At 53.9% G+C, this 24672-nt stretch carries 15 protein-coding genes; 2 read left to right on the top strand and 13 right to left on the bottom strand.

Annotation, left to right across the window (positions count from 1 at the left end; all coding sequences use genetic code 11):
* Positions 1–21: 21 nt before the first annotated feature.
* Positions 22–3066 (bottom strand): SusC/RagA family TonB-linked outer membrane protein, encoded by a 3045-nt coding sequence (locus ACO064_RS11175; RefSeq protein ID WP_421827449.1) that lies wholly within the window; start codon positions 3064–3066, stop codon positions 22–24.
* A 430-nt stretch (positions 3067–3496) separates the two neighbouring features.
* Between ACO064_RS11175 and ACO064_RS11180 the strand changes: the two genes are divergently transcribed.
* Together ACO064_RS11180 and ACO064_RS11185 are read left to right on the top strand one after the other, a co-directional pair.
* Positions 3497–4669 (top strand): alginate lyase family protein, encoded by a 1173-nt coding sequence (locus ACO064_RS11180; protein ID WP_421827450.1) that lies wholly within the window; start codon positions 3497–3499, stop codon positions 4667–4669.
* Positions 4670–4681: 12 nt separating this feature from the next.
* Positions 4682–5884 (top strand): glycoside hydrolase family 88 protein, encoded by a 1203-nt coding sequence (locus ACO064_RS11185; protein WP_421827451.1) that lies wholly within the window; start codon positions 4682–4684, stop codon positions 5882–5884.
* 21 nt (positions 5885–5905) lie between these two features.
* Here the strand turns inward: ACO064_RS11185 and ACO064_RS11190 are convergent, their stop codons facing one another.
* The 12 genes from ACO064_RS11190 to ACO064_RS11245 form a co-directional block, all read right to left on the bottom strand.
* The gene (locus ACO064_RS11190) at positions 5906–7333 is read right to left on the bottom strand and encodes an alanine/glycine:cation symporter family protein (protein ID WP_421827452.1); all 1428 of its coding nucleotides are present in this window, start codon (positions 7331–7333) and stop codon (positions 5906–5908) included.
* Positions 7334–7544: 211 nt separating this feature from the next.
* Positions 7545–8357: a Shedu anti-phage system protein SduA domain-containing protein gene (locus tag ACO064_RS11195; protein ID WP_421827453.1), complete on the bottom strand. Its 813-nt coding sequence runs from the start codon at positions 8355–8357 to the stop codon at positions 7545–7547.
* Positions 8358–8463: 106 nt separating this feature from the next.
* Positions 8464–8850, bottom strand: a complete 387-nt coding sequence (locus tag ACO064_RS11200) for a helix-turn-helix domain-containing protein (RefSeq protein ID WP_421827454.1) — start codon at positions 8848–8850, stop codon at positions 8464–8466.
* An 11-nt stretch (positions 8851–8861) separates the two neighbouring features.
* Entirely contained in the window at positions 8862–9155 is a 294-nt protein-coding gene (locus tag ACO064_RS11205) for a type II toxin-antitoxin system HigB family toxin (protein WP_421827455.1), read from the bottom strand.
* Between the two features lie 80 nt (positions 9156–9235).
* Positions 9236–13393: a two-component regulator propeller domain-containing protein gene (locus ACO064_RS11210; protein WP_421827456.1), complete on the bottom strand. Its 4158-nt coding sequence runs from the start codon at positions 13391–13393 to the stop codon at positions 9236–9238.
* Between the two features lie 102 nt (positions 13394–13495).
* On the bottom strand, positions 13496–14818 hold the full coding sequence (locus ACO064_RS11215; protein WP_421827457.1) for an enolase C-terminal domain-like protein: 1323 nt from the start codon (positions 14816–14818) through the stop codon (positions 13496–13498).
* A 30-nt stretch (positions 14819–14848) separates the two neighbouring features.
* Positions 14849–15967 (bottom strand): mannonate dehydratase, encoded by a 1119-nt coding sequence (locus ACO064_RS11220; RefSeq protein WP_421827458.1) that lies wholly within the window; start codon positions 15965–15967, stop codon positions 14849–14851.
* A 185-nt stretch (positions 15968–16152) separates the two neighbouring features.
* On the bottom strand, positions 16153–17022 hold the full coding sequence (locus tag ACO064_RS11225; protein ID WP_421827459.1) for a 2-hydroxy-3-oxopropionate reductase: 870 nt from the start codon (positions 17020–17022) through the stop codon (positions 16153–16155).
* A 117-nt stretch (positions 17023–17139) separates the two neighbouring features.
* A complete protein-coding gene (locus ACO064_RS11230; RefSeq protein ID WP_421827460.1) occupies positions 17140–18573 on the bottom strand; it encodes a GntP family permease in 1434 nt (477 codons plus the stop codon).
* 150 nt (positions 18574–18723) lie between these two features.
* Positions 18724–19488 (bottom strand): HpcH/HpaI aldolase family protein, encoded by a 765-nt coding sequence (locus ACO064_RS11235; RefSeq protein ID WP_421827461.1) that lies wholly within the window; start codon positions 19486–19488, stop codon positions 18724–18726.
* 28 nt (positions 19489–19516) lie between these two features.
* Positions 19517–21034, bottom strand: coding sequence for a SusD/RagB family nutrient-binding outer membrane lipoprotein (locus tag ACO064_RS11240; RefSeq protein ID WP_421827462.1), 1518 nt, complete (start codon positions 21032–21034; stop codon positions 19517–19519).
* A gap of 124 nt (positions 21035–21158) precedes the next feature.
* The gene (locus tag ACO064_RS11245; protein WP_421827463.1) at positions 21159–24656 is read right to left on the bottom strand and encodes a SusC/RagA family TonB-linked outer membrane protein; all 3498 of its coding nucleotides are present in this window, start codon (positions 24654–24656) and stop codon (positions 21159–21161) included.
* Positions 24657–24672: the final 16 nt, after the last annotated feature.

Genomic DNA, 24672 nt, shown 5'->3' on the forward strand with positions numbered 1-24672 from the left:
TACAAAAAGTTTAAGGTCGGATTAGAGTCCAATGTTCAGACCGGCCAGAATCATTTTATTGCCCGGATAGCTCCCGTAGTCGCTGCCCTGGCTCAGTGTGCTTTGTCCAAACCGGTTCACTTCCGGATCAAAACCGCTGTAGTTGGTGAACGTAATCCAGTTCTGCGCACTGACGTAGACCTTCACGTTATACAGTTTGATTTTACTGACCAGCGACGACGGCAGCGTGTACGACAAATTGATGTTTTTCACCCGCAGATACGACCCATCCTCAATCTGACGACTCGACAGCACGTAGGCATTGCCGACGGCGTTGGCGCGCGGAATGGTGTTGCTCGGATTCGTCGGCGTCCAGCGGTTCAGGGTTTCCGTCGACTGGTTGCTAACGCCGGTCAGCGACTCCTGCTCAAAGCGGTTGATGTTGAAAATGCTGTTGCCGTACGTTCCCTGCATGAAAACGCTCAGTTCGACGCCTTTGTAAGAGAACGTATTGGTCAACCCACCGTAGAGTTTCGGCTGGGCGTATCCCAGAATCACGCGGTCGCTGGCGTTGATGGCACCGTCGCCGTTCTGATCCACGTAACGCCGGTCGCCCGGTTTGGCGGTTTTCTGCGCAGAGCCATCGACTTCGGCCTGCGTCTGAAAAATACCGTCCGTTTTGTAACCGTAGAACAAGCCAATCTGCTCACCCACCCGCACCAGCCCGGAGTTCGGAAGCTGGAGGTGACCGCTGGCATCGCCCGATGCAAATTCAGTCTGATCGCCCAGATTCAGCACTTCGTTGCGGTTGGCCGCAATGTTAAACGCCGTCGTCCATTTGAACGCACCCGTCAAATTGGTGGAATTGATGCCCAGTTCGACCCCCTGATTCCGGATGCTTCCCAGGTTTTGCAGAGCCGACGCATATCCCGAAACGTAAGGCAGCGGCACCGACAGCAGCAGATCGGTCGTTTTCTTGTTGTAATAATCGGCCGTCAGCGTAATGCGGTTATTCAGAACGCCCACATCGACACCGACATCGAACTGCGCCGTGGTTTCCCAGCGCAAATCCGGGTTGGCCACGCGCGACGGCCCGATGCCGATCACAACGGTGTTGTTGAAGTTGGCATTTTGCGTTCCCAGCGTCGCCAGGGATTGGTATTGCGTAATTTCCTGGTTTCCGCTCAAACCATAGCTCACCCGCAGTTTCAGATCGTTGATCACATTATTGCCTTTCAGGAAATCCTCTTCCGACAACCGCCATGCCACCGAAGCCGACGGAAAAACCGCCCATTTGTTGCTGGCACCAAACCGGGATGAACCATCGGCCCGAACCGTTGCCGTCATCAAATATTTACCGGCATAATCGTAGTTGGCCCGACCGATGTACGAATTAAGCTGCCAGTTGCTGGCCGACGACGCCGGAACCAGCGCCGTCGATGCCGAGCCCAGGTTTTCGTAGGTCAGAATGTCGTTGGCAAATCCCTGCGAACGAGCCTCAACGCTCTCGAACCGGTTGCCCTGCATCGTGTAACCAGCCAGAAGCGTCAGGTTATGAGCATTCCCGAAGGTTTTGTTGTAGGTCAGCGTGTTTTCGTTCAGCCAGGTCGACGATTGGGTGTTGATGATCGATGCCTGACCGCTCAGTTGCGTACCGGTGGCGGTATTGCGCGACAGGTACAGGCTGCGTTTGGAGTAATTGACATCGGCCCCGAAGCTCGTCCGGAACGTCAGACCGGGAATGATTTTGTAATCGGCGAATACGCTTCCGATCATCCGCGTTCCAACGGTTTTGTTGAACGTTCCCAACGCCTGCGCCACCGGGCTACCGATCTGAATCCGGCCGGGCGTGTTGAAAACCACCAGCGTTCCGTCCGGGTTGCGAACCGGCTGCGTCGGCGAGAAGTTCAGTGCGCTGTAGACGACGGTTCCGCTCGTTCCGCCATCGGCGTCCGTCGGCACGGCATTGTTGCGGCTCCGGATCACGTTCAGGCTGGTTCCGATGTTGAACCGGTCGTTGATTTTATGGTCGAAATTGAAGCGGAATGAAGCCCGGTCGTACTCGGAATTGATGATAACGCCCTGCTGATTCAGGTAGTTGGCCGAAACCGCATAGCGCGTTTTGTCCGAACCACCCGACGCCGTCAACTGGTAGTTTTGAATCGGCGCTTCCCGGAAAATTTCATCCTGCCAGTTGGTGCCTTCGCCAAAACCGGCGATTTGTGCGTCCGTGAAAACCGGTGCCCGGCCCACATTCGTGTTGGCTTCGTTCACCAGCGTCGCATACTGCGTTGCGTTCAGCATCGGCAGTTTCTTGCGAACCTGCTGAATGCCATAATAGGTCTCAAATTCGATGCGGTTTTGGCCTGATTTACCCCGTTTGGTGGTAATCAGCACCACGCCATTGGCACCCCGCGACCCGTAAATGGCCGTCGCCGACGCATCTTTCAGGATTTCCATCGACTCGATGTCGTTCGGGTTCAGGTTGGCTCCACTTTCGTTGTACACCGGAAAACCGTCGATGACGTAGAGTGGCTCGTTTCCGGCATTGATGGAGTTGCCCCCGCGAATCCGAATGGTGACCCCACCACCCGGCGCGTTGGATGCCTGCGTTACCTGCACCCCGGCGGCCCGGCCCTGCAACGCCTGCCCGACGCCCGTCACCGGTACGGACTTGATGTCTTTCGCCGTAACGGACGACAGCGAACCGGTTACGTCGCTTTTCCGCTGCGTTCCGTAGCCCACCACCACGACTTCTTCCAGCGCTTTCTGGTCTTCGGCCAGCGTAATCGTCAGCTGGCTCCGACCGCCGATGTTCACTTCGAGCGAGGTGAATCCCAGCGACGAAACGACCAGGGTGCCGTTGGACGGAGCGTTCAAACTAAATGTACCCTGTGCATTGGTGGAGGTTCCGGTGGTCGTTCCTTTCACCACCACGTTGGCTCCGGGAATGGCCTCACCGTTGGCTCCCGTTACTTTCCCCGAAACCGGGGCGGTTTGCTGCGCCATAAGCAGGATTGGAAACTGCAGGCCCACCAGCAGGGCGAACCAGATCCACCGGCTGGCTTTTGTACCGTTTTTTTTCATAGGATTTAGAATTGTAAAATAGGTTGCACCCTCGACGCCCACAGGATTGTTGATCGGGTTAACAAATGCTGATTGGTTAATTACTAAGCAATATTAATTGCCAGGAGCCTATAAAATGCCGGAATAATCTAAATCGAACGGTTTGTCCACCTCTTTGAACGGTTTTTGATCGGCCTGAACGATTTGTCCACCAATTTGACCACTAGACGTTATCAAGAAAAAGTTGGACGTAACTAAACTTGCACTTCCAAACCGTAGGAGCAATCCCTGTGAGAAAAAACAGACTTATTCTATCCATTGCCGAAGTCGGGTCCATCGTCGTACTCGTCTCCTTTCTCCTATATTTGCTTTCGATCCTGCTCTGATTTCACGAGTACGACAGCCCGGTTTCGGGGTTGCCAAACGAGTCCATACTTTTTAAGTCATACCGATGCAAACACGGTTACTCCTCTTCCCGGTTTTGATCTGCCACTGGCTGGCGGGGGTGGTTTATGGGCAATTGCCGAAACCACCGAAAACCGTTGTGGCCACGTTGAAGTCCGCCATTCTGGACGAAGCCCGCTGGGCGATGCAGCAGGAGCCCGTTACCGTGACGGCCCAAACCTCGCCCCGGAGCGCGGGCGGCCAACACGATTTTTTTTCGGAAGGTGACTACTGGTGGCCCGACTCCACCAATCCGCAGGGGCCGTATGTCCAGCGCGACGGCATGACGAACCCCGACAATTTTGTCGCCCACCGCCAGGCCATGATTCGCTTCAGCCGGGTGGTGGGGGCGCTGGCGTCGGCCTACGTCATCACCCGCGACGAAACCTACGTCCGGCAGGCTTTCCGGCACCTCAACGCCTGGTTTGTCGATCCGGCCACGCGCATGAATCCATCGTTGCTCTACACCCAGGCCATCAAAGGCCGGGCAACGGGCCGGGGTATTGGCATCATCGACACCATTCACCTGATGGAAGTAGCGCAGGGATTGCGCGTGATGGAAACCGCCCAAAGCAGCGATAAACGATCTGTAGCGGCTGTTCGTCACTGGTTTGCCGACTACCTGACCTGGCTGACGACCCATCCGTATGGGAAAGACGAAATGAATGCGAAGAACAACCACGGCACCTGCTGGGTGATGCAGGTGGCAGCATTTGCCAAACTCACGCAAAACGACTCGCTGCTGGCGTTCTGCCGAAACCGCTACAAAACCGTGCTGCTCCCCGACCAGATGGCCGTCGATGGCAGTTTTCCGCTGGAACTTCGCCGGACCAAACCGTATGGGTATTCGCTGTTCAACCTCGATGCCATGACGATGATCTGTCAGATTTTATCCACCAAAACCGACAACCTCTGGACCTACCAGACCGCCGATGGACGCGGTATTCGGAAAGGTATTTCGTATCTGGTTCCGTATGTGCAGAATAAAGCGAACTGGCCGCTCAAACCCGATGTGATGTACTGGAACGACTGGCCGGTGGCGCATCCGTTTCTGGTGTTTGGAGCCGTGGCTTTTGGCCAACCGACCTGGCTGGCAACCTGGCAAAAACTGGAACATCGTCCGCAGGTTGAGGAAGTGCTGCGGAATCTGCCCATCCGGAATCTCGTCATCTGGCTTTAAGGTCATGTAACTATGAAAAAAGTCCCCATCTCACTACTGGCGTTGCTGGGTCTGCTGACCGGTTTCGTTCCCAACACCCTGATCAAATCCCTGTTCGACCAGGCCGAACAGCAAACCCGGCTGATGCTGAGCGAAGTAGCCGCTGCTGAAAAAAAACCGGGCAATAACAAACCGCTTCTGGTTTCGCCCCGAACGTTGAATGACGCAGGTGAATTACAGCTCGTGCCCGCCCGCGACTGGACGAGCGGTTTTTTCCCCGGCGAACTGTGGTACCTCTACGAATTTACCGGCAAAAAAGAATGGGCCACCCAGGCCCGGTTCTACACGGCCAACCTCGAAGCCGAGAAGATGAACGCCGGTACGCACGACATGGGTTTCAAAATTTATTGCAGCTACGGCAACGGTTTCCGGCTGACGCGCGATCCGGCGTACCGCGAGGTCATTATTCAGGGAGCGAAATCGTTGAGCAAACGGTTTAAACCGACGGCGGGCATCATCCGGTCGTGGGACCACCACAAGGAAGTCTGGCAGTGTCCGGTGATTATCGACAATATGATGAACCTGGAACTGCTGTTTGCGGCCACCCGCCTGACGGGCGACTCGACGTTTTACAAAATCGCCGTTACGCATGCCAGAACGACGCTAAAAAACCATTACCGTCCCGATCATAGTTCCTTTCATGTGGTCGATTACGACACGCTGACCGGAAAAGTTTTGAAGAAAAACACGCACCAGGGCTTCAACGACGCGTCGGCCTGGTCGCGGGGGCAAGCCTGGGGCTTATACGGTTACACGCTTTGTTACCGCGAAACCAAGGACCCGCAGTTTCTGAAACAGGCCGAAGCCATTGCCCGGTTTATGCTTGATCACCCCCGAATGCCCGCCGATCTGGTGCCGTATTACGACTATGATGCGCCGGGCATTCCGAACGAACTGCGCGATGTGTCGGCGGCAGCGGTGATGGCTTCGGCCCTGTATGAACTGAGCACCTACGGTTCCAGTAACGCACACTACCGGGCCAAAGCGGATCAGGTCATCACCAGTTTGTCGAAAAACTATGCTTCGCCGGTCGGAAAAAACCACGGTTTTCTACTCCTGCACAGCACGGGCGCGAAGACGTTCGAGCGGGATGTGCCGCTGGTGTATGCCGATTATTATTATCTGGAAGCGTTGCTGCGAGCAAAAAAGCTGAACGAGAAAAAACCGCTGTTCTGACACCGGAAACCGTCGCTCGTTTCAGGACTTCTCCCATTCATCGGCGTTTTTAATACCCAGTTCTCTCGGATTGAAAACGGGATCTTTCCCCGCTTTTTTCTGAGCCTGGTAGTCTTTCAAGGCCAGCAACGCCGGTTTTCGCAGGAGAACGATGGCAATGATATTGAGCCAGGCCATGATGCCCACGCCAATGTCGCCCAGTGTCCAGGCCAGAGCCGCCGTTTTGACTGATCCGTAAAAGGTGGCACCCAAAATCAGAATGCGAAGGGCCAGCAACAGACTTTTGCTGTTCTTTTTCTGATCCAGGTAGCTCAAATTCGTTTCTGCGATGTAGTAGTAGGCCATGATGGTGGTAAACGCGAAGAAAAAAAGCGATACTGCCACAAAACCGCCACCAAACGATGGGAAGTGGGTGTTGATGGCCATTTGGGTGTATTCGCCCCCAATGGCTGCGCCGGGAATGTTTTCGACCAGAAAACCGCCTTTCGGATTCACGACATTGTATTGTCCCGTAAATAAAATCATGAAGGCGGTGGCGGTACAAACGAACAGCGTATCGACATATACTGAAAACGCCTGCACCAGTCCCTGTTTGGCAGGATGGCTGGTTTCGGCGGCTGCGGCCGCGTGCGGGGCCGTTCCCTGACCGGCCTCATTGGAGTAGATGCCTCGTTTCACGCCCCAGGCCACGGCCATGCCGAAAACGCCACTGTAGAGCGGTTCCAGATCAAACGCCGACCGTAAGATGAGGCTCATCACCGAGGGGATTTCGGTGATGTTCATGACGATGATGATAACGGCCATCAGGATGTAGGCCCCGGCCATAAACGGAACGACAATTTCGGCTACTTTCCCGATGCGTTTTACCCCCCCGAAGATGATCAGCGCCAGCAGAAGTGTTACAATGCCGCCGGTAACGGCCACCGGAAGTTGAAACGCATTTTGGGCACTGATGGCAATGCTGTTGCTTTGAACGCCGGGCAAAAATAAGGCGGTGCTCAGAACCGTTGCGATGGCAAACAGCGTTGCATACCATTGAATTCCAAGCCCTTTTTCGATGTAGTAGGCTGGGCCACCCCGGTATTGGCCGTCTTTCACCTGCTTGTAAATCTGACCCAGCGTGGCCTCGATGAAGGCTGATGCTGCCCCTAAAAACGCAATGGTCCACATCCAGAAAACCGCGCCCGGCCCGCCCATGGCGATGGCCGTGGCAACACCGGCGATGTTTCCGGTTCCGACCCGTCCCGAAATGGCAATGGCGAAGGCCTGAAAGGAGCTGACCCCTTTTGCGGATGATTTGCCGCCAAACAGCAACTGAACCATGTCTTTGAGGTAGCGTACCTGCAAAAACCGGGTGATGATTGAAAAATAAACACCGACGCCGAGGCACAGGATGATCAGCGCATTACTCCAGATAATGTCATTAAGGGTATTGACAAGGTTTTCCATGAAACGTACGAGGTGGGTTGGGATAGGGTGTTAGCCTGCAAAGAAAGGTCCATTCTTCAACAATGTCGCAAAAAAGCCAAATTTTGCTGCGGATTACAGGGCACTCTGAAAAAATAGTCGATTCTGTGAGCAAATCAGGGTTCAATTCGGACGCCTTCCAGGCTGTTCGCCCAAGTTTTAGTATTGCTGGTTAGATAAGTAATTGGAAGTGCTAATACGAATTTGTGATACTTGTCTCCCTTGATGTATCAATTAGATTATCATAATGAATAATTAATAGCTTCTGCTGCTCACTATATTTCCTTCTTAACAGATAGGTCTTTTCAGCATAGTCGTTTCTTCTTCCTGCAACTACAACAAAATGAGTCCTGGTCCGGTCATATTTTCGAAATTCATCTGGTAATGTTTCACGCTTATTTTTGTGGTTTTTAAATATTAACTCTAAATGATGAAAATTTTGACCAAGCCAAAAATCCCAATCTTCAATCTGTTTGATGCCTTTTCTAATTGTATCTCCATAAGAGCCATCTTTAGTAGTAATTGAATTATAGAGATTCTCGAATTCAACAAAAACGAAATGGTAGCCTTCAGAGTTTTTCCCAACAATTAAATAATCAACTTGGTAGTTAGGTGCCAATTTAAATTCAGGAAAAACAAAAAGACCGTGATGGCCAAACATATATTGGTTTTTCAGTATTGATCCAATAATAAAATATGCTGCCTCTTTATGGATAAATGAAAGTATATCTCGTTCTTTTATAGACTTATCTTCTATTAAAGATTCAAGCTCAGACAGAATTTTCGAATGATAATCTCTATCGTTTAGTAAGTCAATTCTATCAATAAAATTATTAGGAAATAAACTTAGAAAGTGCCTGACAGCTCTTGGATACTTATGACGAAGGGATTTTTTAAAGGCAGTTGGCTTCCCATCCCTCCAAACAACTTCATCCTGTTTAAGGTCTTCCCAAATCTGTTTTTCTTCTTCAGTGATGGCGTTATAATCTCTATCGTACAGCCTCATATTAATAATTTATTATAACTTCTGGCTCATCTGTACACTGACAAAACCACTCACGATCTCTGACTTTAAACCCAATCTCTTGAAGAATAAAAACCCGGTAAAGCAATTAAGCCTGTTGAAGAATGAAGGCTGGGTCAATATCCAACTTTGTGTATAAACGCTTCGCAACATCCAGTGAAATCCGGCGTTTGCCCCGGATGATTTCTGACAAACGTGTTTCCGGTATTTCCAGCAAATGGGCCATATCCCGTTGTTTGAGCTTTTTTTCGTACATTTTAAACTCAATCATCTCAACCAAAGATTGAGGCATTTTAATAGGCATCAGCGGAATACGATCTTCGTAGGCTTCCGCCAGTTGGGATAGCTGAGCCAATTGGTCAGCCTCCTCAGGCGTCAGACTGGCGAAGCCTTTACCGATCGTGGCTTTTTGCAAAAAAGTTTCGATATGGTTCATCAACTCCCGGTAATCCGTTTCGTTTTTGGGCGCGTTCATAATGCTGTCGTTCAGATCGTTGAACAGTCAATTCTATCGTATTCGGTATGAGTGCCAACAAAACGGATAAATACAGTCCGTTTGTCGAAAAAAATCATGGCAACAATGCGGTACCGGTTACCTCGAATATTAAATACATAGCGATCATTATCTATATAATCCACTGAATTGAATGTTTGTTTCAGCTCTGCCAGACTATTCCAATCGGAGGTTTTTACTGTAGTATACCACTCATTTAAAGCACTTATCGAATCGGCATGCCTCTGACCAAACTCATTCAGAATTGTCTTACTAATGATGACCATTATAATTCTAGACAGATAACACAAGCTACGGCAATAAATTACAAATGTAGGTATTAATTTACATAATTTGTAAGATACTATCAACTCACAATACAAATTTTTGTAAATTCAGAAGCCGACTCGCCCACCTGATGGCTATACTCCGTCGGCGTGACGCCAAACTGGGCGCGGAACGCCCGGCTGAAATACCGGGGATCACTGAAACCGACCGCAAAGGCAATTTCCGACACGCTGGCTTTCTTCTGTTTCAGCAAATTTTCCGCTTTTTTCAGCCGCGTGGTGCGCAACAGGTCGATGACGGACAAGCCGGTCAGCATTTTCACTTTGCGGAACAAAACCGGGCGGCTCATGCCCATTTCGCCCACCAGACTGGTCACGTTGAAATCGGCATCGCTGAGGTGCGCGTCCAGAACCGTCATCAGTTGGTTCAGGAATTTATCGTCGGGGTGATCCAGTTGCTGTGCCTGCGGTTGCAACGTCACGATCCGGTGGTATTTGGCCCGCAACTGCTCCCGCAGCAACAGCAGGTTGCGAACCCGGGCCTGTAGCAAAACCGGGTGGAAAGGCTTGGTCACATAGTCGTCGGCACCGATTTGCAGCCCCACCAACTGATCATCGGTCGTGCCTCTGGCCGTGAGCATAATCACCGGAATGTGGCTGGTGCGCGGATCGGATTTGATGCGGTGGGTCAGCGCAAACCCGTCCATCACCGGCATGGCGACGTCGGTGATGATCAGATCGGGCAACAGTTGTGATGCTTTTTCCCACGCCATCAACCCGTCAGCCGCTTCGATCACCTGGGCGGTGTCGGCCAGCAAATCCCGGATATACGCCCGGATGTCGTCCTGATCTTCCACCACCAGAATGAGTTTTTTGCCGGAAAGCGGTATTTCTTCCGATTCCTTTGCGCTTTCCAGAGCTGCGATCAAAGCCGCTGGCCGAAGCACCTGAAAGTCCGGTTCTGTCGACAGGTCGGTTGGCACCGGTTCGAATTGGCCCGGCAGGCCGACGGGGAGGGTGATCGTAAAGCGTGTAAAACCAGCCGTTTGCCACACCTGCTCCCGGCTCTCGACCGTGATCTCGCCCTGGTGCTGATCGACAATGCTTTTGCTGAGTGCCAGCCCCAGCCCAAAGCCGGAATCCCGCGTTTTAGATCGGTTGACCTGATAAAATGGGTTAAAAATAGGGTCCAGCTCATCCGCCGGAATGCCGCTGCCCGTGTCTTCAACGGTAACAACCGCCCGATTGGCCGCGTCCGACGCGCCAAAATCCTGTTGCAATCGCACGGAAATGGTGCCACCCGCCGGGGTAAATTTAAACGCGTTCAGCAGCAGGTTATAGATCACCTTCTCCATTTCCCCGGCGTCAATCCAAACCGGCAGGGTGGTCACTTCCGACTCTGTGAGCAAGGCGACCTGACGCGAACGGGCGTGTTCCCGAAACGAATCCGTGATTTTTTCCAGAAAAGCCACCAGATCCGTCTGCCGTTTTTGCAAGCGGACATGCCCGGTTTCGTGCTTTCGGAAATCGAGAAGCTGGTTCAAAAGCCGCAACAGCCGGTCGGTGCTGCCCCGCATGATGGCCAGTTGTTTTTGCAGAAAAGCATCGTCGGTCCGGTGGGCGGTCAGCACCTCCAGCGGCCCCATCACCAGCGTCAAGGGCGTCCGGATTTCGTGCGCAATTTCTGTAAAGAAGTTCAGTTTGGTCTGGTGGAGCGCCTGCTGTTGGGCTTTTTCGATCTGTTCTACCTCCAGCTCATGCGCCAGGCGAAGGCGGTTTCGGTTAAACCGCGACCAGAGTCCCAGCAATCCCACAAAAATCAGCGCATAGAGAATGTACGCCCAGACGGTTTTCCAGACCGGCGGCAAAACCGTAATGGTCAGCTCCAGCGGTTGGGGATTCCAGATGCCGTCGTTGTTGGCTCCTTTTACCTGCAGCACATACGCGCCGGGAGCCAGATTCATGTACATCGCGCGGGGTTCGTTCACGTAATTCCAGCCTTTATCGAAGCCTTTCAACCGGTAGGCATACCGGTTTTTGAAGGAATTGATGTAATTGAAAGCCGCAAAATCCAGCGAAAAAACATTCTGCTCGTGCGTAAACGTAAGCCCCTGTTCATAATCGATTCCGTCGGAGGAAAGGCTGGTAACCGGCTCGTTGAACAACCGCAACTGGGTGAATGCCAACCGGGGCGGGGCGGTGTTCCGGCGAATGCTGTCGGGGTGGAAATAGACAATACCGCCGTAGCCCCCGAAATAAAAATAGCCGTTCGCGTCCCGATGCGTTGAATTGGAGGTGAACTCCTTGCAAACCAGCCCGTCGTGTTTGTTGTAGGAAATGATCTTCGACTGGTCGGGATTGAGTTGGGCCAGGCCATTGTCGGTGCTGATCCACAAACGCCCCTGCTGATCCTCGCGAATCCCGAAAACCGTGTTGCTGGGCAACCCCTGCGCCATCGTGTAGTGCCGGAACGAGCGGTTGTCGGGAAGCGTCAGGTTCAGACCGCCATCGCGCGTACCGATCCAGAGCCGGTGTTGCCGGTCTTCGAGGAAACAGGTAATGTGGCTGCTGCTGATCGAGGTCGAATCGGTGTCGCGGTGAACAAACCGGACGAAGGCATCCCGACCCGGCACCTTCCGGTTGAGGCCGTTCGTGGTGCCGACCCATACCTGTTGCCGACTGTCGATGAGCAAACTCATCGCGTTGTTGGAACTGAGCGAATTTGGTTGATCGGCCCGGTGTCCCAACTGCACAAAAGCTTGTTTTTCAGGCTCAAACCGGCATAAACCACCCAGATTGGTGACAATCCAGAGCGTACCTTCCGCATCGTGTTTGAGGTCGTAAATGCGATCGTTCGGCAACGAACGCGGGTTGTTGGGTTCGTGCAAATACCGGGTGATGGTTTGTCGGCGCAAATCCAGGTAATTCAGGCCCTGCAACGTGCCGATCCACAGGCCGTTTGGCCCATCGGCCAGCAGGCATTTGACCTTGTCGTTGGACAAGGATTGGCTATTTTTCGGATTGTGGACGTAATGCCGGGCGATGGTTTTGTCGGCATTGAGCAGAAAAAGTCCCCGGTCTTCGGTGCCAAGCCAGAGCTGGTTCGATGCGTTGGCGGGCAGCATCGGCCCCGCAATTTTAAACGGCATGCCGCCCTCGCGACTGATCGGGCGGTAGGACCCGAACTGCCGGGCCAGCGGACTGTAGAGATCGACGCCCCCGTAATAAGACCCGACCCAGACGGAGCCATCGCGGTCGCGGAAAATGGAGCGCACCGAGTTGTCGCTCAGCGAACCGGGGTCGGCGGGTTGATTGGTCAGGGTTCGAAACCGGCTGCCATCCTGCGCCACAATGTGCAGTCCCGACATGCTTCCCACCCAGAAATTGCTTTTCCCGTCAGCCTGAATCGTCCGGATGGTTTGGGTGCTGAGGTCCAGTCCGGGTGCGGTATTCCACGAAATAACGCGTTTTAATTGCCTGTCGAACAGCGCAATACCGTGCCGTTCGGTGCCCAGCCAGAGCCGTCCGGCCCGGTCTTCGGCCATGGCGTTGATGCTGTTGAAGGCGTTGTGAAAAACCGCATCGGTCGATTCCAGGAAATGATGCGTCAGTTGAAATTTCCCCGAAGGCATTGGCCGGAGTTGCACCAAACCGCCGGATGTACCGACCCAGAGGTTGCGATTACGGTCTTCGAAGAGGGTTCGGACGTGCCGGTTTTTCAGCTCCCGGCGGTACTCGGTCAGGTTCGCCAGCGGCTCAAATTGCCGGGATTGGTCGGCCTGCAAGCGGTATAATCCGTGAAACGTGGCGACCCAGAGGTTGCCACGGCTGTCTTCCGCCAGACTGATGATGGTGGAATCCTGAGAATCGTTGAACGAAAACCGCTGAAAATCATCCCGATCGGGCCGGAAGAGACACAAACCTTTCGTCGTGCCGACCCAAAGCCGCCCTTTTTTATCCAGCAGCAGGCTGTTGATCGTATTGGAAGCCAGGCTGCGTGGATTGCCGTTCTGATTTTTGTAGGCCACCACCCGGCGGGAGTCGTAGCGGTTCAGTCCGTCGCGGGTGCCGAACCACATGAATCCTTTGGGATCCTGCGCAATGGCGTACACACTACTTTGCGACAGACCTTCTTCCACGCTAAGGTGGCTGAATGTTTGTCCGATGACTGCCGGTATCAGCAGAAAGGTATAGAGAACGCCCAGCCAGAGCCGGACGCGGAGTTTGTGATGAGTCATCTTTGCAATCTTAAACCGTCCCGATACTGGATTAATTGCCTACCGGAATGCATTTATCTTACAAAGACAGGGGCCGCTCGTTCCTCCTCACGTTCGTCTACTTTACCAGCGAACGGACTGAAATTTCCAGCCGGGCTGTTTTTTCTGCATCTCCGGTTCGTCGTCCCGTTTTTTCAACCCGCAATCGAGGTAATTCTGGTGCAGCCGGGCCAGCGCTTCGCGGTCCAGTTCTACGCCCAGACCGGGTTGCTGCGGCACCAGAACCGCCCCTTCTTCGAAGGTAAACCGCCCGGCGGTGATGATCTCGTCCGACTGCCACGGATAATGCGTATCCAGCGCGTACGGAACCTGCGGCAAAGCCGCGCCGAGATGCACCATGGCCGCCAGCGAGATGCCGAGGTGGCTGTTGGAGTGCATGGACAACCCACGTCCGAAGGTTTCGCAAATGCCGGAGAGCGTCATCGAAGACCGTAAACCGCCCCAGAAATGGTGATCGCTCAGGATAATGTCCTCCGAACCAATGGCAATGCTGTTGGGAATGTCTTCGAAGGAGGTCGTACACATGTTCGTGGCGAGGGGCGTTTTCAGGGCTTTGCGAACCTCCGCCATGGCCGCCTGTCCGCGAACCGGATCTTCAAGATACTCCAGAATCGGCTCCATTTCCCGGCCGTATTGAATGGCGGTTTCCACTTTCCAGAGGGCGTTCGGATCGATCCGCAGCGGCACATTCGGGCCAAACGCTTCGTAGAGCGCGAACATCGCGTCAACTTCCTGCCGGGGTTCGAAAACCCCGCCCTTCAACTTGATCGACTGAAATCCGAATTCGGCACACATGGCTTTGGCCTGTGCCACAATCTCGGCCGGATTGAGGGCGCTGGCTTGCCGGGCCGCGGCCCAGCCTTCCGCGCTCGGGTCGGTATCGAACGCCAGCTTGCCCCCAGCCCCCTCGTATTTGTAAAACAGATAGGCCGAAAACGGCACCCGATCCCGCATTTTGCCGCCCAGAAGATCGACCACCGGACGACCCACGACTTTTCCGATAATGTCCAGACAAGCGACTTCGATGGAACTAAAGATATGGACCATTTTCCGCTGATCCCAGGGTGCATCACCGCGTTGAGCCGCCGTGTCGGTGCCGAAATGATCGACCAGAACCTGCCGGATTTCATGGAGTTGAAAGACATCGCGTCCGATCAGCAACGGTTTTGACGCTTCCAGAGCGGCATCGATGTCGCTGTTGCCCGGAATCTCGCTAATGCCCGAAATGCCGTCGTCCGTCACCAGTTCCACAATCGTGCGGAGGGCATACGGTGCGTGCAGCCCGGCGGCATTCAACAGGGGCGGATCGACAACGGCAATCGGTGTAACGGTGATCTCTTTAATTTTCGGCCCGGCCTTGTAGGAAAAAGGGGTTGTCAAAGTCATCGTAAAATGCGGGGTTCTGTTGTCAGTTAACTAACTCTTCACTTCGTCGGAAACCGCCTGAAGCAGCCCTTTGATGTAGCCATACGCAAACGAAAACGCCTGCGGTGTGCTGGCCGGATCGTGGTGGTGCGGTACGTGGTCGGGCATCACCATTCCGGAAAAACCGACATCGCGCAGGGCCCGGACCACGTGCAGGAAGTTCATGTCGCCGTTGTCGGGATACACTTCCTGAAAATTGTTCCAGCCACCTTTGATGTTCCGCAAATGAACGTTAAAAATCTGATTTCGCTCCCCTACCCACTTAATTATCGGCATAATCTCGGTTTTCGGATCTTTCAATCCTTCCGCAATCGAGCCAATGCAAAAGTTAAAACCGTGGTATTCACTGTCGTACAATTTCGCAAACCGCTGAATGCCTTTGAACACGTCGGGGCTGTTCCAACGCGTGATGCCGCGATACCCAACGGGCGTCGGCGGATCGGCGATGTGGTTGGCCAGCTTCACTTTGTACTCTTTTGCCACCGGCAGAATCCGATCCAGCAGGTAAGTAATCCGTTCGAACATCTGCTCGATGGTTACATCGCCCGCGATGGTTTTGGGATGGTTTTGCTTGAGGGCTTCCTCATAGTTCCAGACGCTGTAATCGGCATTGCCGCGTTTGGGATCGGTATACCGCCCGGTGCGCAAAACCGGCAGAATCGTGGTGTTGTAGTTCAGGACTTTGATCCCGGTTTTGCCGGCCACCTGAATCATTTGCTGGAGAATCTCAATTTCGCGGTCCCGCTCCGGACTTTTTCCGAGCATGATGTTCGGATACTGCACCTTGTCGATTCCGGCGGAAGTCAGTGGATAGTGATAGGCGTCGAGGCTGATGCCGTATTTCTCGCAGGCTTCCCGCTTTTTCATCGAATCGTCGAGGTCCCAGCCTTTGCCCGGTATGGTTACGGGCGAACCACCGTCCAGGTTAAAGACTCCGTGCCGCGCTTTGAACTCCAGGTTTTCCACGGTCGTTCCGCCCGACTGGCAGCCGACTTTCATCAACACTTTTTTGGGTGCGGCTTTCACTTCCGCCCGGGCCTGTTCGGCACCAAACGCAGCCGCTCCAACGGAGCTGGCGGCCATGACTTTGATAAAACTTTTCCGTTTCATGTTGGTAAGGGATTTAGGTTTTATTTGTGCTGATTGCGCTGGTCAAGATTTGCAATCTTGACCATATCTGTCGCGGATTTGCAATCCGCAGCGTCAGGCGTTTCTTTTAGAATTACAAACCGTGACGATGCTGCGGATTGCAAATCCGCTACAGAGTGCGTCAGGATTGCAAATCCTGACGAGCATCAATCCCGACGAGCTTCCAATTCTAAAAGAATCCCGCTGTGATCCAGTTCGGCGTTCCCAGCCTCCACGGCGGCTTGCATCTGCCCCGCGACCAGCGCCGTGGCTTTCAGCGGCACCGAAAACTCCTCACCGGACTGCAGCGCGATTCCCAGGTCTTTTTTGTGCAGTTTGATTTTGAAACCGGGCGTAAAATTGCGCTCGATCATCCGTTTGCCGTGCAGGTCGAGAATGCGGCTCTGGGCAAAACCGCCCAGCAAAACCTCCCGCATTTTCTCCAGATCGACCCCGGCTTTTTTGGCCAGTGTAAAGGCTTCGGCCACGGCCTGAATGGTGATGCCGACAATCATCTGGTTGCAGGCTTTGGTGGTTTGCCCCGCGCCCGGTTCGCCGATCAGGACGATGTTTTTGCCCATCGCCTGAAAAACCGGCAGTGCGCGTTGAAAAGCCGCTTCGCTCCCGCCCACCATGATCGACAGCGAAGCCGACACTGCCCCCACCTGACCGCCCGAAACCGGGGCATCCAGCGCTTCCACGCCTTTTTCCTGCATCTGCTGGTGAATGGTTCGGGCCGTACTGGGTGCAATCGTGGACATGTCGATGAACAACGCGCCCGGCCGAATGCCTTCCAAAACACCATCCGGGCCGGAAACCACCTGCTCCACATCGGGCGAATCCGGCAGCATCGTGATGATGATGTCCGTGTTTTGCGCCAAAGCTTTATTCCCCGGGAACGCGGTTGCACCGGCTTCAACCAGTTCGCCAGCCGCGCTGCTTTTTTCCAGAACCGATACCGGATAACCGGCTTTGATCAAGTTCAACGCCATGGGTTTCCCCATGATTCCTAAGCCAATGAATCCTATTTTTTGCATGTAATAAATCGTTTACGGTTTTCAGTTTACGGTTTTCGGTGGGCTGACGCACGCTGACTCGACGCAATGTAATCATGCGTCAGCCACCGTAAACAGAAAACCGATTACCGTAAACCGTTAAATCAACGGGAACAACTGGGCGCCGATCATGATGATAATCAGACCGGTCAGGCCCATGACCACGAGCAGGGGCGAGATGGTTTTCAGGGCCTCCTGTTCGGTTAAATTACTGAGTTTACAAATGATCCAGAAACCGGCGTCGTTCATCCAAGGCACCAGTTTGGAACCGCAGCCGATGGCCAGACCCAGGTATACCGGATGAAATTCGAGGTTCGCATTGCTCGCCATGCCCGACAGAATGCCCGATGCCGTGATCAGCGCCACCGTCGCGGAACCCTGTGCGGTTCGGACCACGGCGGCAATCAGAAACGCCAGCGGAATCAGGGCCATCTGGTAATCTTTGGTCAGGTCGGCAATCCGCGTGCTGATGCCGGTTTGCTGCAACATGCCCCCAAAAGCGCCACCCGCTGCCGTGATCAGAATAATACCGCCCCCACTCATCAGAGCCGCCTGCACAAAGGGCGTCAAGCCTTCTTTGCCGCTTTTCTTGTGGGCGGCCAGAATCAGCAAAGCCGCAATGCCACCGGTGACGACGGCAATATTTTTGTCACCAAAAAACTTCACCACCTTAAAAATCACCGATTGCGTCAGTGCGTCTCCGGGTGTGGCCAGCGTACTCAGCACGGTATCGGCGCAAATAAAAACCAGTGGAATCAACACGGGCAGCAACGACACCCCCAAACCGGGCAGGTGACTATCTTCTTTGGCGGCAATCAGTTTGATGTCTTCCAGCTTGGCATCCAGCGAATCCCGCAACGGAATCGGCCATTTTCGGTTGGCCCAGAGCGCAAAGAAATACCCGGCAGTGATCGTAAAAAGTCCTACGATGGTACCGGCAATCATCATCAGTCCAATCGGAATGTGCATTTCGCCGATCAGGAACAGCGGCCCCGGCGCGGGCGGAACCAGGGAGTTGGCCATCGCGGCTCCGGCCATGATGCACAACACCAGCAACAGGTAATTTTTACCGATGCGCAAAGTCATGGCCTTGGCAAGCGGCATCATCAGGAAAAGAACAGTGTCAAAAAAAACCGGTATCCCAATAAAAAAACTACTGACCAGAAAGGCGATGGGTGCTTTGCCGATGCCGGTCAGTTTCAGCATGGAACGGATGATGCGCTCGGCGGCCCCGCTTTCCAGCATACACTTGCCGATGATGGCGGCCATGGCAATCAGGATGCCAATTTTGCCGCAGGTGGCCCCAAACTCCGTGGCAATCCGCTCGCCGATGCCTTTTTTGGCCAGGGCCTGCGCAGCCGCCGGGGCGGTTCCTTTCGCCAGGGCAAACTGCTCGATGGCCGATGCGGGCGTCATCAGCGCGACGATGAACGCGCCGAGCAACAGCGCCAGAAAAGGATGCAATTTCAATCCGATGATGCCACCGACGACAATAAAAACACCTACGGCTAAGATTAACAGGGGATCAGACATTCAGAGTTTCAGGTTTAAGAATGTTTTAGGTTGTTACGCAGAGTTGATCAGAGGAAATCAGACGGGGCCGCCCGGCGGTTAATCAGGGTAGTTTTTGAAATCTTTTCTCTGATTAACCCTGATTTGCTCTGATCAACTCTGTGTAATAATTCATTTCCGGAATGCATCCAGCTTTTTCGCCAGACTGCGGGCACCGTCGGCGACGAAGGTTCCGTCGGCTCCGCAGGCAATCATCCGGATGCCGAGGTCGTGATACATTTTGTAATCGTCGGGATTGAAAAAAAGAATGCCGGTGGCTTTCCCGGCTTTTTGGGCTGCATTAACCGTTTCCCGCAATGCTTCCTTAAACCGCGGATGGTCGAACTGCCCGAAAATGCCGAGTTCCATCGACAGGTCGGCGGGACCGATGAACAGCACATCGACGCCGTCGATAGCCGCCACTGCGTCCAGGTGATTCAGGACTTCGACGGTTTCGATCTGCACCACGCCCAGAATCGTTTCCCGGGCCTCGGCATAATACTGCGGAAAATTTACAGCAAAACCGGTCGCCCGCACCATTTTGGCGACACCCCGGCCGCCGTGGGGCGGATAATGCAGGCCATTGACTACTTTTTGAGCCTCTTCGGGGTTATGAACCTTCGGACACATGATGCCTTCCGCGCCCATGTCCAGCACCCGGTGAATACGCTGGCTTTCCGAGCTTTCGACCCGCACAATAGCCCCCGCATCGGTATGCTCCAGCGCCTGCAACTGATACAAAGCGTCTTTTTCCGAACCCGCCCCGTGTTCGAGATCGATCAGCACCCAGTCGAAACCGGACTGGCCGACAATTTCCGCCGTGAGCGAACTTCCCAGATTTAACCAGCACCCATTGAGGGTTTCGCCTTGTTTCAGTCGTTTTTTTAGATTTTTCATGTACAGGAAAGGCGAAAAAAAGGGTACTTTACTTCTTATCCCACCAAATCCGCGTGTCCAGCAGATTGGCGCCCTGTCGGCCAATGGCCTGATCGACATTGGCTTTGTTCACGTTCAACTCGGCATCGGTGTAGGTCAGCCGCCGAATGAAGCCTTCCGTTTTCAGATCGCTGCCGGGATACGGATTGGGCGTCAAAACCGGAAAACCGCTCCGGCGGAAATTGGCCCAGGTTTCGGGACCTACCAGAAACGAGGCCACCCAGTATTGCGTGTTGATCTGCTCCAGTTCTTTGCCTGCCGCCAGCGGGTTGGCGTCCAGATAGGCCGTGATGGCACTTTCTGCCACGGCGGTATTGGCGCCATACGTGGCCAGTTGCTGCATGTGCGCCCGAATCCCGTTGGCATAGAGCGTGGCGGCATTGCCCGTCGTCCATTTCCGAAAAGCGGCTTCGGCCAGCAGAAGCTGGGTCTGGGCATAGGTTACCAGAAAACTGGGCGCGGTCAGGCCAGCCATCCGGGTTTTGTCGAGTTGGCTGTAATCCCACAAACTGGCCAGTTTACTGGCGGTTACGGCACTACTGATGGTCGTGTTATCATATCCTTGCGGAGCGCCAATCTGAACCGCTGGGGTTCTGTTGGCCCGCGACTCCACCTGCTGCGCCCCACTGATGGCACCGACGTAGCGAACCGCAATGGAGGCCAGGCGCGGGTCGTTGTTTTTCTGGAGGAAATTTACAAACTCCTGATCCAGGTAGAAGAAAGCCGACTGCCCCCCGTTCAACTGACTGCCCACGGGGTTGGTAAAACTGGCAGTATGCCGGATGATCGCGTTGTCGGCGTTAGACTGCATCACGCCACCGGCCACCGCTTTGGCCACGTATTCGGCAGCTTTGGTCGGGTTCACTTTGGAAAGCCGCATGGCACCCCGCAGCAGCAGCGAATACCCCAGCCGCTTCCACTTGACCACGTCCCCATCGTAGAGCACATCGCTGGCCACCTTGGTTTTCGACGCGTCCAGAGCCGCCGAAGCTGCATCCAATTCCGTCAGAATATCGGTATACACCGACTCCTGGGTGTCATAAACCGGTTTTACAATGCCCTCCAGATAACTCTTTCCGGCCTGAACATACGGAACGTCGCCGTAGGTGTCGGTAACCACCATGAACGAATACGCTTTCCAGATCCGCGTCATATTGTACAGATTGACGCGGGCCGGATTATCTTTGGTTTGGGCAATCACATCGACCAGTTCCCGGATGATGGTCCGGTAATAGGTGTTCCAGTTGCCGTTTGAGACGGTGCGGTTGTCCTGGTTAAAGTTGGCCGCTGAGCCCGAACCGCTGAACGGCGTGATCATCTGCTTCACAATGGTGGTTTCGTAGCTCAGGTTACCGTAGCCCGGCGCACTCGACACGATGGCCGTATTCAGTTGAAAAGCCGGTTCCACCGCCGTCAGGGCAATGGGATTGACGTTCATTTCATCGAAGCCGTCGTCGCAGGCAGTGAGGAGAAGAGTCAGAAAGAAAGCGATGTGTATCTTTTTCATGTTTTTGTATCGGGTTTGGAGAGGTTAGTTGTTACACAGAGTTAATCAGAGGGCATCAGAGTAAATCAAAGTTTTCTCAGATAGACTCTGATGCCCTCTGATCAACTCTGTGTAACAACTAACCTTAAAATCGCACATTCAAGTTAAAACCAATGCTTCTCGTAATCGGCAAACCGGTAGCTTCGAGACCGACGAGGTTATCAGACGGGAACCCAAACTGTTCGGGGTGAATATTCGGCACCCATTTCTTGATCACGGCCACGTTGTTAGCCACGGCATTGAGCCGCAGTCCTTTGATGAACTTCGCGTTGGTGGGTAGAAATTTGGTAAAGTCGTAGCCCAGCGTGATCTGCCGCAACTGCCATAACCCGGCGTTGTAGACAAACTCCTCGGCAATGTTCTGCGAACGGACGGTTTCGTAATAAGCCTGCACGCCCGACTTGGTCTGGTTGACTTCGCCATTCGGATTGACGCCCGCGCCAATCACAAAATTTTGCTCCCGCCCTACCAGCGTGGCTTTGTGCAACCCGTGCCGCCAGGCGTTGTGGTTGGTACCGGAAATCATCTTGTGCCCCAGTTTGAAGTCGATCAGGAACGACAGGTTGATGCCTTTGTAGCTGAAGCTGTTGGTAATACCACCCACCCACTTCGGTAGGGCACTGCCAAAACTGATCTGCGTGGGCGTGCGCAGCGGACGCCCGTTTCCGGCGTCGAAAACCTGCCGACCCTGCGCATCCCGCAGATAGCCGAAGCCAAAAAGCTGGCCCATCGGCAGGCCAACCACCTGCCGGAGTTCGCCGGTGAAGTCGCCGGTTCCGACGGTAATCATGTTGTCGCTCACGCTCGAACCCAGATCCAGCACTTTCGTGACGTTATAGGCCGCGTTAAAGGTGGTATTCCAGGTAAAATTCGACCGTTTCACCGGCGAAAGGGTCACCAGCATTTCCAGCCCCTTGTTGCTGCTTTTGCCCACGTTGATCAACTGCGTCTGATAACCGCCCGCGTCGGACGTCTGGGCGCGCAGAATCTGATCCGACGACACTTTGTCGTAATACGTAAAATCCAGACTCAGGTTGTTGTTGAACAGCCTCAACTCCAGACCGACCTCTTTTTCAGAAACCCGCATCGGACGCAAATCGGCGTTGGGAACGGTGGTGCCGCTGATGCTGGCCAGGGGTTGGGCCGTTCCGCTCGGCGACGGAAACTGCTGGGCGTTGATGCCGTAGAAGAGGTTGTTGGCGTAGGGCGACACGTCGGTGTCACTCCCAACTTCTGCATAGGCCGCCCGGATTTTTCCGAACGTCAGCCAGGTGGGCAACGAGCTGGCAAAAGCCTGTGAAAACACGAAGCTGGCGGTGATGGACGGATAGAGAATGCTCCGGTTTGCGGGCGACAAGGTGGAAAACCAGTCATTGCGGACGGTTCCGTTCAGGAACAGATAATCCTTAAACGAGACTTCGGCCGAACCGTAGAGCGAGTTCACCTGCCGTTCCGAAAAGTCGTAAATAGCGTCGCGTTGCCGGCCGTTGCCGATCGTATACAAATCCCGGACGTAAAAATCCTGCACCAGCACGTTGTGACGACTGATTTTACGGTACATCTGATTACCGCCCAGATTTACATTGATGCCAAAAACGCCGAAGGTTTTGTTGGCATTCAGCAGGAAATCGGCGTTCAATTCACGAACGTGCCGAACGTCCTGCACATACTGCCCATTGACAAAACCGGCGGGTGCTGCGGGTTGCCGCTGCGTACCGGTCGGCAGGTTGTAATCCTGTTCGCGGGCGTAGAAATCCTGTCCGATTCGGGCTTGCAGAAACAGCCAGTTCGTGAAGTTGTATTTGGCCGTCAGGTTGCCGAAAACCCGGTCGGTGCTGATGTTTTCAAAACGCTTCAGGGCGAAATACGGATTGGTTCGGTTCGTAAACCGCGACCAGACCGTTTCGTTGCCGTTGGCATCCGACGCGTATTTTTCCAGAATATCCAACGGCATGGAGTTCGCCATGCTAAAGATGATTACCGGACTGTAATCCTGCTCGGCGATGTTGGGCGGGTTTTTCCGGAATTCTTTGGAGTAATTGATATTCCCCGAAACCGTCAGTTTTTTCGCCAGTGTTTGGGTGAAGCCCAGGTTGACGGTTCTGCGGTTGTAGTTCGACCCGCGCAGGATGGTCGTATTGTCCAGATTGGAAAGCGAGAGGCTAAAACCGCCGTTTTCGTTCCCCGACGACAGCGTCAGTGTATTCGTCCAGGTGCTGCCTTTCCGGTAAAAATCCGTAATCTGGTTTCGCACGGGTTGGTACGGAACGGTAATGTTGTCGAACAAAACCTGCGTCATGCCGGGTTGAAATTTTTCACCAAAACTCCACTGACCCGACGTCGGAAAGGGCGTTGTCGGACGGACGCCATTCTCACCCTGACCATATTCATATTGATAATCGGTGTAATCCAGGGGCGTATCGGACGTAAAGTTGGAGTTGTATTCCAGACCAATACCGTTGCCGCTACCCCGGGTTTTGGTCGTAATCATGATCACACCGTCTTTGGCGCGCGACCCGTACAGGGCCGAGGCTGCCGCCCCCTTCAAAACCGTCATGGTTTCGATGTTGTCGGGGTTGATGCTGCTCAGCCCGTCCCCACTGTCCGACGTCCGGTTGCTGCCCCGGTCCGAAGCATCGCCCCGCGCTCCGTAGTTCGTGTTGTCGATCGGCACGCCGTTGACCACGATCAGGGGCGAGTTGTTACCGCCAAACGACGACTGCCCGCGAATCCGGATTTTGCTGGTCCCGGCTGGTCCCGATCCCAGCGACGTGATGTTGACCCCCGCCATTTTGCCCTGCAAGGCGTTCATAAAATTAGCCGTCCGGTTGATCGTCATTTCGTCCGAACCCACCGTTGCGGTGGCGTAACCCAGGCTTTTGGTCTGTTTTTTAATCCCCAGGGCCGTCACAACCACCTCATTCAGTGCCTTGCTTTCCGGCGTCAGCGCAATCTGGATGGTGGTTTGATTGCCGACGGCCAGTTCTTTGTTCACGTAGCCGACATAACTAAAAACCAATACCGTCGAACCATCCGGCACATCCAGTTGAAACGCTCCACTGGCGTTGGTGGTAGTCCCTTTCTGCGTGCCTTTGATCAGTACATTCACGCCCGGCAAGCCCGCGCCGGTTTCGTCGGTTACGTTGCCCGACACCAGGCGTTTGGGAGCCAGCTTTGCGGCTTTTTCGATCAGATCGACCAGGCCGGGCTCGTAGACGGGTGCCGTGCTGGCCGACAAAACCACCTTTCGACCCACCAGTTCGTAGTTGACCGGCAGCGGTTTGAAATACTTGACGAGCACCTCCTCCAGCGTTGAGTTGTTGGCCTGAATGCTGATCTTCTGCCGCTTCTCAATCACCTGCGAGCTGTATACAAACTGCACATCCGTTGCTTTTTCAATATCCGCCAGCACCCGTTTTATATCCTGGTTATCAGCGTGTAACGTCAGGCGTCGGCTCAGGTATTCCTGAGCGTTACTCGTGTGGGCATACGACACGCCCACCAGCGATAACATAACCAAACTTTGTGTTAATGAAAACCGCATAAGCTTCAACCAGAGTTGTCCGGCAAGGTGTTTTTTCATAGTTTTGTTAAGGTTG

Source organism: Larkinella sp. (assembly GCF_965227735.1).
In the GTDB taxonomy this organism is placed as follows: domain Bacteria; phylum Bacteroidota; class Bacteroidia; order Cytophagales; family Spirosomataceae; genus Larkinella.